7 protein-coding genes and 2 pseudogenes are annotated in these 11,205 nt (G+C 70.1%); 4 read left to right on the forward strand and 5 right to left on the reverse strand.

Annotation, left to right across the window (positions count from 1 at the left end; translation table 11 throughout):
* Positions 1 to 37 precede the first annotated feature (37 nt).
* The 4 genes from BSE24067_RS16985 to BSE24067_RS17000 all read right to left on the reverse strand — a co-directional run bounded on the left by BSE24067_RS16985 (position 38) and on the right by BSE24067_RS17000 (position 3,741).
* Positions 38 to 1,327, reverse strand: coding sequence for an NAD(P)/FAD-dependent oxidoreductase (locus BSE24067_RS16985; protein ID WP_151063422.1), 1,290 nt, complete (start codon positions 1,325 to 1,327; stop codon positions 38 to 40).
* Entirely contained in the window at positions 1,324 to 1,557 is a 234-nt protein-coding gene (locus tag BSE24067_RS16990; RefSeq protein ID WP_151063423.1) for a 2Fe-2S iron-sulfur cluster-binding protein, read from the reverse strand. Before BSE24067_RS16990 ends, BSE24067_RS16985 begins: the two co-directional genes overlap by 4 nt.
* Positions 1,558 to 1,684: 127 nt before the next feature.
* Complete coding sequence (locus BSE24067_RS16995; RefSeq protein WP_151063424.1) at positions 1,685 to 2,812, reverse strand: NAD(P)/FAD-dependent oxidoreductase; 1,128 nt, start codon at positions 2,810 to 2,812, stop codon at positions 1,685 to 1,687.
* Positions 2,809 to 3,741: a 4-hydroxyproline epimerase gene (locus BSE24067_RS17000; protein WP_151063435.1), complete on the reverse strand. Its 933-nt coding sequence runs from the start codon at positions 3,739 to 3,741 to the stop codon at positions 2,809 to 2,811. The genes BSE24067_RS16995 and BSE24067_RS17000 overlap by 4 nt, the downstream gene beginning before the upstream one ends.
* A 601-nt stretch (positions 3,742 to 4,342) precedes the next feature.
* On the opposite strand from BSE24067_RS17000, the pseudogene BSE24067_RS17005 reads away from it, so the two are divergent.
* From BSE24067_RS17005 to ilvD, 4 genes and pseudogenes are all read left to right on the forward strand, one after another.
* Positions 4,343 to 5,965: pseudogene (locus tag BSE24067_RS17005) on the forward strand (APC family permease); the annotation flags it as partial.
* 74 nt (positions 5,966 to 6,039) lie between these two features.
* The gene (locus tag BSE24067_RS17010) at positions 6,040 to 7,632 is read left to right on the forward strand and encodes an aldehyde dehydrogenase (NADP(+)) (RefSeq protein ID WP_151063425.1); all 1,593 of its coding nucleotides are present in this window, start codon (positions 6,040 to 6,042) and stop codon (positions 7,630 to 7,632) included.
* The gene (locus tag BSE24067_RS17015) at positions 7,625 to 8,647 is read left to right on the forward strand and encodes an Ldh family oxidoreductase (RefSeq protein WP_151063426.1); all 1,023 of its coding nucleotides are present in this window, start codon (positions 7,625 to 7,627) and stop codon (positions 8,645 to 8,647) included. The genes BSE24067_RS17010 and BSE24067_RS17015 overlap by 8 nt, the downstream gene beginning before the upstream one ends.
* Positions 8,648 to 9,019: 372 nt before the next feature.
* Positions 9,020 to 10,879, forward strand: a complete 1,860-nt coding sequence (ilvD, locus tag BSE24067_RS17020) for a dihydroxy-acid dehydratase (protein WP_151063427.1) — start codon at positions 9,020 to 9,022, stop codon at positions 10,877 to 10,879.
* A 101-nt stretch (positions 10,880 to 10,980) separates the two neighbouring features.
* Here ilvD and BSE24067_RS17025 read toward each other — a convergent pair.
* Positions 10,981 to 11,205, reverse strand: a pseudogene (locus BSE24067_RS17025) (SH3 domain-containing protein); the annotation flags it as partial.

Raw genomic sequence — 11,205 nt, forward strand, 5'->3', positions numbered from 1 at the left:
CGGCCCGGCAGGAACCAGGCCGCGTCACCGTGGCGCGTCAGGCGCCGTCGCAGGACGCCGGGTCGTCCAGCATCAGCGTGCCGACCCGCGCGGGCACGAGCGGCGTGCGCGGCACCGGCGGCGTCCAGCCGAACAGCGCTTGCGCGGCCGCGCCGCACACGCGGCCCTGGCATGCGCCCATCCCGCAGCGCGTCTGCAGCTTCGCGGCCGTCCAGCCCGACGCCGGCGCGACCGCGTCTGTGACCGCGCCGAAGCGCACGTCTTCGCACCGGCACAGCAGCGTATCGGGCCGCGCGAGCCGGCGGATCGGCTCGCGAATCGCAAAGCGCTCGCGCACCGCGTCCGCGAAGGCCTGCCAGTGCGCACGCCGCGCAACCAGCGCGGCCAGCGGCGCCGTCTGCCCGGTGGCCGCGTAGCCGGCGATCTCGCCTTCGACCATCGCCAGCTCGCTGCCGCCGACACCCGTGCACTCGCCCGCCGCGAAATAGCCGTCGCGGCTCGTGCGCTGATGCGCATCGACCGCGACCGCGCCGTTCTCGATCCGGCAGCCGAGATGGCTCGGCAGCACGGTGTTCGGCACGAGGCCGAAGCCGCACGCGAGCCGGTCGCAGCCGACCTCGAACTCGCGCTCGCCCTGCCGGATCCGCACGCGTTCGAGCCGCTTGTCGCCGAACGCTTCGACGACGTACGCGTCGGCCCGGTAAGCGGCCGTGACGAGCTTCGCGGCCTGCGCGAGCTTCGACGGCCAGCGCCACAGCCGCGCGCCGAAGCCGGCGACATCGCGCCACGCGGCCTGTTCGAGCACGTGCGACACCTGCGCGCCGGCCTGACGGGCCGTCGCCGCGCTCGCGAGCAGCAGCGGGCCGCTGCCTGCGATGACCGTACGCTGTCCGCGCACGTCGAGCCCGTACTTGATCAGCGCCTGCAGGCCGCCCGCGCCGGTCACGCCCGGCAGCGTCCAGCCCGGAAACGGCAGCAGCAGCTCGCGCGCGCCGCAGCAAAGAATCAGCGTGCGGAATTCGAGCAGAAACCCGCGTTCGTCGTCCTCGAGCAGCAGCGTGCCCGGCTGCGTCTCGGCAACGATGCGCGTGGACGCGAGATGCGTGACGTTCGGCTGCCGCAGTGCTGCAAGACGTTCCGCCGCGGCCGGCACCGGCGTCGCGTTGGCCGCCTGGCGCCAGATCTGCCCGCCCGCGCGCGGGTTGTCGTCGACGATCGCGATCGTGGCGCCGCTTCGTGCGGCGGCGCGCGCGGCCGACAGCCCGGCCGGCCCCGCACCGACGATCGCGACCTCGACGCTCAGTCGTTCCTGTTTCGCCGTGCTCATCGCGTCCGCTCCACCTGCATCCCGTCGCGGCACAGCGTCTGGCAAGCCAGACGGCGACGACCGTCGATCGTCATCCTGCACTCCTGGCAGATGCCCATCCCGCAAAACGGCGCGCGCGCCGCACCCGTGCACGACATGCGCGTCGTGTCGTCGCCGCTCGCCGCGATGGCCGCCGCGACGGTCGCGCCGTCGGCCACCGTCAGCGCGCGGCCGTCCAGATGAATGATCATGTCAGCCTCCGCCAAGCCGCCCCAAGGCGGCTGACCACCCCCGCGGGGGGTGCCTTGCATGGGACCGGAGCAAGCGCTGAAGCACCAACTCCGGTCGACAGCGAACAAAGTGAGCGTGGGGGTCGTTTCATGTCAGCGCTCCGGCTACGGGGGACGTCGTCAGGAAACGTCCCGGCAAATACGGTTCGATGTCGATCGGCGGCTGCTCGCCGGTCATCAGCGCGGCGACGAGCCGCGCACTGCCCGGCGCGGTCGTCACGCCGAGCCCTTCGTGTCCGACCGCGAGCCACACGCCCGGCCGCGCCGGATGTTCGCCGAGCAGCGGCAGGCCGTCGGGGCTCGCGCAACGAAAGCCCGTCCACGCGCGGATCGCGTTCAGGTCGGCCAGATCCGGCAGATAGCCGACCGCGCGGCGCAGCATGCGCGCGAGCACCGGCGGCTCGATGCGCGCGTCTTCCGTATCGAACTGGCGCGACGAGCCGATCAGCAGCTGGCCGGTGGGCCGCGGCTGCACGTTGAACGCGACCGACGTGCCGTCGCTCGCATGCGCGCTCGCGGCGTAGCCGAGCTCGACGAGCTGGTGCGCCACCTGGCCCGGATAGCGGTCGGTAATCAGCAGATGGCCCTTCTTCGGACGCAGCGGCAACTCGGGCAACAACGTGCGCGCGGCGACGCCGTTCGCGACGACGACGCGCTGCGCGCGCAGCGTGTCGCCGCTCGCGAGCGTCACGCTCGGGCCGTCGACGGCCACCGCGCGGTCGCGCCGCAACGTGATGTCCGGCACACGCTGCAACAGCCAGCTCGCGGCGACGGGCGCATAGAGAATCGCGTCGCCGGGAATCTTCAGCGCGCCGCCGAGACCGGCGCGCAGCATCGGCTCGAGGTACGCGAGCGTCGCCGCATCGATCAGTTCGCCCGCGACGCCGTGGGCAGCGAGCGTCGCCTGCTTCGCGCGCGCGAGATCCATCTCGTGGGCATCCGCCGCGAGCCAAAGCGTGCCGCAGTTCCGGTACGCGCAGCCTTCCGGCATCTCGCCGGCGAGCGCGCGCCACAGCTCGATCGAGTAATGACTCAGCGCGAGCTCCGCCGCGTTGTCGTCCATCGCGACGAGGTGCCCCATGCCGGCGCCGGTCGCGCCGCCGCTCGCGTCGTCGACGACGAGCACGCGCAGCCCGCGCCGCGCGAGTTCATGCGCGCACGCGGCGCCGACGATGCCGGCGCCGATCACGACGACGTCGGTGCTGGTTTCGCTCACGACACGATGCCCCAGCCGAACGGATCGTCTTCCTGGATCAGCAGCGTCGCTTCCGCGCTCAGGTGCGCGCTGCCGCGGATCGTCGGCACGATACCGCCGTCGGCCTGCACATAGCTTGCGTGGAACACGCTGCCGATCACGCTCGCCTGGCGCCACACGACGCCCGGTTCGAGCTTGCCGTCAGCCGCGAGGCACGCGAGCTTCGCGCTCGTGCCGGTGCCGCAAGGCGAGCGGTCGTACGCGTGGCCGGGACACAGAACGAAGCTGCGGCTGTCGTGTTCGGGATCGTCCGCGAACAGTTCGATATGGTCGATCTCGCCGCCGTTCGCACCGGTGATTCCCGCGCGCTCGAGCCCCGCACGCACCGCGGACGAATAGGCGGTCAACGCCGCGACGTTGTCGCCGGCCACGCGCTGGCCGTGATCGCTGATCAGGAAGAACCAGTTGCCGCCCCACGCGACGTCGCCCTTCACGGGGCCGTAACCCGGCACGTCGACCTCGACGCCCTTCGCATGGCGATACGCGAGCACGTTGCGCACGCTCACCGACAGGTCGTCGTGCAGTGTCGCCTCGACGGTGCCGACCGGCGTTTCGATCTTGTGCACGCCCGGCGCGATGCGGCCCATGTGATGCAGCGTGCGCACGACGCCGATCGTACCGTGCCCGCACATCCCGAGATAGCCGCTGTTGTTGAAGAAGATCACGCCGGCCGCCGCTTCCGGCGACACCGGCTCGCACAGCAGCGCGCCGACCAGCACGTCGCTGCCGCGCGGCTCGAGGATGCACGCGGTGCGGTAGCGATCGTGCTCGCGCGCGAGCACGTCGCGACGCTCGGCCATCGTGCCGTTGCCGAGCGCCGGAAAACCGGACACGACGAGCCGCGTGGGTTCGCCGCCGGTGTGCGAATCGATGATCTGGATGCGCTTCATCATCAGCCGTCCGAAGTGGGGAAAGGAGCATAGCTTCCTCCGTCGCGCGTCCGTCCGCTTGTGGCTTTTCGATGAAGGCGGCGACGAAATCGGCATAGTGCGGAGCACCTTTCGGAACCCTTCCGGCCGCTGTGCCGATTTCGTCATTTTGCTCCGCGATACGACTCAAGCGTGACGGGCGTTTGCACGGCGATACTGGTTGCACGTCGACGCGCATGTCGCGGCCGATACGCAGCAGGAGATTGCAGTGAGCCGAAACGCCATCCGGCGGGCGGGGTGTTCGCCGCCGTCAACCACCGGTTCGTACCGCGCGCTTCCATTGCGTTCGACACCGCGCACCGCGCCGAAACGGCCCCGGTAAACCGCTGACCGACTGCCCTGCGGCGGGAAGCGGCTTCCCCGCCGTTGCATCGCCGCTGCCGGTCGGTCATGGCCAAGACGGGCCCGTTCGCCGCCGCGCCACCGCGCGCCGCGCATCGACGGTCCGACGGCCGCCCGCTCGTTCGAACCGGTCGCACGCCGGCCGGCAGGCGCCGCGCCGCTGCTCCGTCGGAGCGCGGTGCAGGACTGCCTGCCCCAATATTTCCCAGGAGACAAACCCATGCCAGGCCAAGGCAACACTCACCCGTCCGTCCCGCTTTCCCGTTCCGTGCCCGCCGACGGCGGTCACGGCAAATTCAAGAAACAGCTGTCGCTGACCGACCTCACGTTCATCGGCCTCGGTGCGATCTTCGGTTCGGGTTGGCTGTTCGCCGCGAGCCACGTGTCGACGATCGCCGGCCCGGCCGGCATCTTCTCGTGGCTGCTGGGCGGCTTCGCGGTGCTGCTGCTCGGCATCGTCTACTGCGAACTCGGCGCCGCGCTGCCGCGCGCGGGCGGCGTGGTCCGCTACCCGGTGTTCTCGCACGGCCCGCTGCTCGGCTACCTGATGGGGTTCATCACGCTGATCGCGTTTTCGAGCCTGATCGCGATCGAGGTGGTCGCCGCGCGCCAGTACGCGGCCGCGTGGTTCCCGGGCCTGACGCAGACCGGGTCGAGCGATCCGACGACGCTCGGCTGGCTCGTGCAGGCCGCGCTGCTGTGCTTCTTCTTTTATCTGAACTATTCGAGCGTGAAGACGTTCGCGAAGGCGAACAACATCATCAGCGTGTTCAAGTTCGTCGTGCCGCTGTCGGTGATCGCGGTGCTGTTCACCTTCTTCAAGCCCGCGAACCTGACCACGCACGGCTTCGCGCCGTTCGGCATGCCGGGCATCGAGATGGCCGTGTCGGCCGGCGGCATCATCTTCGCGTATCTCGGCCTCACGCCGATCGTGTCGGTCGCGAGCGAAGTGCGCAATCCGCAGCGCACGATCCCGATCGCGCTGATCCTGTCGATCCTGCTGTCGACGCTGATCTACGTGCTGCTGCAGCTCGCGTTCATCGGCAGCATCCCGACCGACATGCTCGCCGCCGGCTGGCACGACGTCAGCAAGGCATTCTCGCTGCCGTACCGCGACATCGCGCTCGCGCTCGGCGTCGGCTGGCTCGCGGTGATGGTCGTGGCCGACGCGATGATCTCGCCGAGCGGCTGCGGCAACATCTACATGAACGCGACGCCGCGCGTCGTCTACGGCTGGGCGAAGACGGGCACGTTCTTCAAGGTATTCACGCGCGTCGACGAAGCGTCGGGCATCCCGCGCGCGGGCCTGTGGCTGACGTTCGGCCTCGCGATCTTCTGGACGATGCCGTTCCCGTCGTGGGAAGCACTGATCAACATCGTGTCGGCCGCGCTCGTGCTCAGCTACGCGGTCGCGCCCGTGTCGGTCGCCGCGCTGCGCCGCACCGCGCCCGGCCTGCCGCGGCCGTTCCGCGCGGTCGCGTTCGGCATCACCGGGCCCGCGTCGTTCGTGATCGCCGCGCTGATCGTCTACTGGTCGGGCTGGAGCACGGTGTCCTGGCTGCTCGGCCTGCAGATCGCGATGTTCGTGATCTATCTCGCCTGCCGCCGCTGGGTGCCGACCGCGCACCTGAGCCTCGCCGAGCAGGTGCGCTCGTCCGCGTGGCTGATCGCGTTCTACGCGGCGATGATCGTGCTGTCGTATTTCGGCGGCTTCGGCGGCACCGGCCAGCTCGCGCATCCGTACGACACGGCCGTCGTCGCGGCCGCCGCGCTCGTCATCTATTACTGGGGCGCCAACACCGGCGTCCGCTCCGACAAGCTGCAGCTCGAAGACGACGAAGACTTACACCCACACGTTTCCCCTTCCCACTCCGGCCGGGCGCATCACGCCCGGCCCCGCATTGTTCGAGGAAAACCATGCAACTCACAGGTCAGCTCCTGATCGGCCAGTCGGCCATTGCCGGACGGAACGGCACCCTCCACGCGATCGCCGCCGCGACGGGCGAAACGCTCGAACCCGCATTCGGCGGCGCGAGCCTGCACGACCTGGAGGCGGCCTGCGCGCTCGCCGACGATGCATTCGATACGTATCGCGAAACGAGCCCCGAGCAGCGCGCCGCGTTTCTCGACGCGATCGGCCGCAACATCGTCGCGCTCGGCGACGACCTGATCGAGCGCTGCGTGACCGAAACAGGCCTGCCGCGCGCGCGCATCGAAGGCGAACGCGGCCGCACGGTCGGCCAGCTCGCGCTGTTCGCGTCGCTCGTGCGCGACGGCGGCTATATCGATGCGCGCATCGATCCGGCCCGCCCGGACCGCAAGCCGCTGCCGCGCGTCGACCTGCGTCTGCGCAACGTCGCGATCGGGCCGGTCGCCGTGTTCGGCGCATCGAACTTCCCGCTCGCGTTCTCGGTCGCCGGCGGCGATACCGCATCGGCGCTCGCGGCCGGCTGCCCCGTGATCGTCAAGGCGCATTCCGCGCATCCGGGCACGTCCGAGCTCGTCGGCCGCGCGATCCAGCAGGCCGTGCGCGAATGCGGGCTGCCGGCCGGCGTGTTCTCGCTGCTGTTCGACGCGTCGCGTGAAATCGGCCAGGCGCTCGTCGCGGACCCGCGCATCAAGGCCGTCGGCTTCACCGGCTCGCGCCGCGGCGGCGTCGCGCTGATGAACATCGCGGCCGCGCGCCACGAGCCGATTCCGGTCTACGCGGAAATGAGTTCGATCAATCCGGTGCTGCTGTTCCCGGCCGCGCTCGACGCGCGCCACGACACGATCGCGCCGCAGTTCGTCGCATCGCTCGCGCTCGGCGCCGGCCAGTTCTGCACGAATCCGGGGCTCGTGCTCGCCGTCGACGGTCCCGCGCTGCGCGCGTTCGAAGCCGCCGCGGCCACCGCCGTGCAGGCGACCGCCGCGCAGACGATGCTCACCCCGCACATCCACGCGAGCTATGCGCAAGGCGTGGCCGCGCTGCGCGCGCACGACGCGGTCGAGCTGCTCGCCGAAGGCGTCGAAGGCGGCCGCTACCAGGCACGCGCGGCACTGTTCGCGACGTCGGCCGACGCGTTCATCGCGCACCCGGAACTGCGCGACGAAGTGTTCGGCCCCGCATCGCTGATCGTGCGCTGCCCGGACGCCGACACGCTGCATCGCGTGCTGAAGTCGCTGGAAGGCCAGTTGACGATCGCCGCGCATCTCGCCGACGGCGACGCCGCGCTGTTCGCCGCACTGCGCCCGACGCTCGAGCGCAAGGCCGGCCGCATTCTCGTCAACGGCTTCGGCACCGGCGTCGAGGTCGGTCACGCGATGGTGCACGGCGGCCCTTTCCCGGCCACGTCCGACACGCGCACGACGTCGGTCGGCGCGCGCGCGATCGAGCGCTTCCTGCGCCCCGTGTCGTACCAGGACGTGCCCGACGCACTGCTGCCCGACGCGGTCCGTAACGGCAATCCGCTGAACGTGCCGCAACGCATCGACGGCGTGCCGGCGCCGCGGGAATCGCGCGATGTCTGAGCCGCTCGCCGAAGTCGTCCTGTCGCTCGATGAGGTTTACGCCCTCGCGCTGCGCGTGCTGACCTACAACGGGATGTCGGATGCGCACGCGCACGCGATCGCGCGCGTGATCACGCAGGGCCAGCGCGACGAGTGCCATTCGCACGGCGTGTACCGGCTGCTCGTGTGCGTGCGCTCGCTGAAGAAAGGCAAGGTCGATCCGCAGGCCGTGCCGACGCTGCGCCGGCTGTCGTCGTCGATCGTGGCGGTCGACGCGCATCGCGGCTTCTCGCTGCTGAGCTTCGAAACCGGCCTGCCGGTGCTCGTCGAGATGGCGAGGCAGCACGGGATCGCCGCGATGGTGATCAACCGCTGCTATCACTTCTCGGCGCTGTGGCCCGAGGTCGAGGCGATCGCGGCCGAAGGGCTCGCCGGCATCGCGATGAACCCGAGCCACAGCTGGGTCGCGCCGGAAGGCGGGCGTGAACCGGTGTTCGGCACCAACCCGATCGCGTTCGCGTGGCCGCGGCCGGGCGGCGTGCCGTTCGTGTTCGACTTCGCGACGAGCGCGATCGCGCGCGGCGACATCGAGCTGCACGCGAAACTCGGCAAACCGATCCCGCCGGACTGGGCGATCGATGCCGACGGCCGGCCGACCACCGATCCGAAGGCCGCGCTGCAGGGCGCGATGCGCACGTTCGGCGGCCACAAGGGCTCGGCGCTCGCGGCAATGGTCGAGCTGCTCGGCGGCGCGCTGATCGGCGACATGACGAGCCAGGAGTCGATGGACTTCGACGAAGGCGTCGGCGCGACGCCGTGCCACGGCGAACTCGTGATCGCGCTCGATCCGAAGGTGTTCCTCGGCGACGAGCTCGACGCGGGGCTCGCGCGCGGCGAGCGGATGTTCGCGTCGATCACCGGCCAGGGCGCGCGGCTGCCGTCGCAGCGGCGCTTCGATGCGCGTGCGCGCAGCATCGCGCACGGCGTGCGGATTCCGAAGCCGTTGTACGACGAAATCCTGGCGCTGCTCGACTGACGCGCGGCAGCGGACGGCATGGCGCGGCATCATCGCCGGCAAGACGGGGATGATGCCGCTGCCGGGCTCCGCCGGTGAGCGCCTGCTTCTGACTTCGCGCGTTGGCGGCGTCCGCCATTCCGCCATTCCGCCATTCCACCTTCGCGGCCTCGCGCCGCGCCTTGTGCGCCTCGTTCGCCTCGGTTGCCCACTCGCGCGCGCCGCCCCACCCGCGTCAGCCGGCCTGCCCCGCGCCCGCCGCCCGCCCGGCGGCTGTGGGATAATCGTCGGGTTTGCCCAGGGCGCAGCTCAAGAGGTTGTTCGCACGGGCGCGCGAGAGGCCTTTATTCCCGTGCCTCCACCCTTTTCCGCGATATTTCTTCAGCCATCACAATGCCCACATACCGTTCCAAAACCTCCACCGCCGGCCGCAACATGGCAGGTGCGCGCTCGCTGTGGCGCGCCACCGGCATGAAAGACGACGATTTCTCGAAGCCGATCATCGCGGTCGTCAACTCGTTCACGCAATTCGTGCCCGGACACGTGCACCTGAAGGATCTCGGCCAGCTCGTCGCGCGCGAGATCGAAGCCGCGGGCGGCGTCGCGAAGGAATTCAACACGATCGCGGTCGACGACGGCATCGCGATGGGCCACGACGGCATGCTGTACTCGCTGCCGAGCCGCGACATCATCGCCGACTCGGTCGAATACATGGTGAACGCGCACTGCGCGGACGCGATGGTCTGCATCTCGAACTGCGACAAGATCACGCCGGGGATGCTGATGGCCGCGATGCGCCTGAACATTCCGGTGATCTTCGTGTCGGGCGGCCCGATGGAAGCCGGCAAGACGCGTCTCGCGAACCCCGTCACCAAGGCCATCGAACTGAAGAAGCTCGACCTCGTCGACGCGATGGTGATCGCGGCCGACCAGTCGTATTCGGATGCGGACGTCGCCGAAGTCGAACGCTCGGCGTGCCCGACCTGCGGCTCGTGCTCGGGCATGTTCACCGCGAACTCGATGAACTGCCTGACCGAAGCGCTCGGCCTGTCGCTGCCCGGCAACGGCACGGTCGTCGCGACGCACGCCGATCGCGAGCAGCTGTTCAAGCGCGCCGGCCGCCGCATCGTCGAACTCACGCGCCAGCACTACGAGCAGGACGACATGCGCGTGCTGCCGCGCTCGGTCGGCTTCAAGGCGTTCGAGAACGCGATGACGCTCGACATCGCGATGGGCGGTTCGACCAACACGATCCTGCACCTGCTCGCGATCGCGCAGGAAGCCGGCATCGACTTCACGATGAAGGACATCGATCGTCTGTCGCGCAGCGTGCCGCAGCTGTGCAAGGTTGCGCCGAACACGAACAAGTACCACATCGAGGACGTGCACCGCGCCGGCGGCATCATGGCGATCCTCGGCGAGCTCGACCGCGCCGGCAAGCTGCACACCGACGTGCCGACCGTGCATGCGCCGACGCTGAAGGACGCGCTCGACCAGTGGGACATCGTCCGCACGGAAGACGAAGCGGTCCGCACGTTCTATCTGGCCGGCCCGGCCGGGATCCCGACGCAGGTCGCGTTCAGCCAGAACACGCGCTGGCCGAGCCTCGACCTCGATCGCGCCGAAGGCTGCATCCGCTCGTACGAGCATGCGTTCTCGAAGGAAGGCGGCCTCGCGGTGCTGACGGGCAACATCGCGCTCGACGGCTGCGTGGTGAAGACGGCCGGCGTCGATGAAAGCATCCTCGTGTTCGAAGGCTCGGCGCACGTGACCGAATCTCAGGACGAAGCGGTCGAGAACATCCTGAACGACAAGGTCAAGGCCGGCGACGTGGTGATCGTGCGCTACGAAGGCCCGAAGGGCGGCCCCGGCATGCAGGAAATGCTGTACCCGACGAGCTACATCAAGTCGAAGGGCCTCGGCAAGGCATGCGCGCTGCTGACGGACGGCCGCTTCTCGGGCGGCACGTCGGGCCTGTCGATCGGTCACTGCTCGCCGGAAGCGGCAGCGGGCGGCGCGATCGGCCTCGTGCGCGACGGCGACAAGATCCGCATCGACATTCCGAACCGCACGATCAACGTGCTGGTATCGGACGAGGAACTCGCGCGCCGCCGCGACGAGCAGAACGCGAAGGGGTGGAAGCCCGCGCAACCGCGTCCGCGCAAGGTGTCCGCGGCGCTGAAGGCGTATGCGAAGCTCGTGATGTCGGCCGACAAGGGCGCCGTGCGCGACCTGTCGCTGCTCGACGACTGACGCACGGCGACGCGCCGCTCGAACGGCCCCTCGGCGCCCGTTAGAGAAGCCGCTCTCCGGAGCGGCTTTTTTTCTTCCGGCGCCGGGCTCGGCCCCGTCGATCAACGGCGGTATTCATCGCTGCGGGCACCGCCACCGCCGCCGCCATGGCCGCCGTTGTTGTTGCCGCCCCCTTGCGACCGGCCACCGTAACCGCCGCCCGGATTGCCCTGCGGCGGCATCATCCGCGGCGCGGCGCCCTGCGGGGGCGCGGGATGCACGGCGGCCGCCGGCGGCCGCGCATTGGCGCCGGGGCCGGGCATCGGCGCGGGCCCAGGTACGGGCGC

The organism is Burkholderia latens, assembly GCF_902499045.1.
In the GTDB taxonomy this organism is placed as follows: Bacteria; Pseudomonadota; Gammaproteobacteria; order Burkholderiales; family Burkholderiaceae; genus Burkholderia; species Burkholderia latens.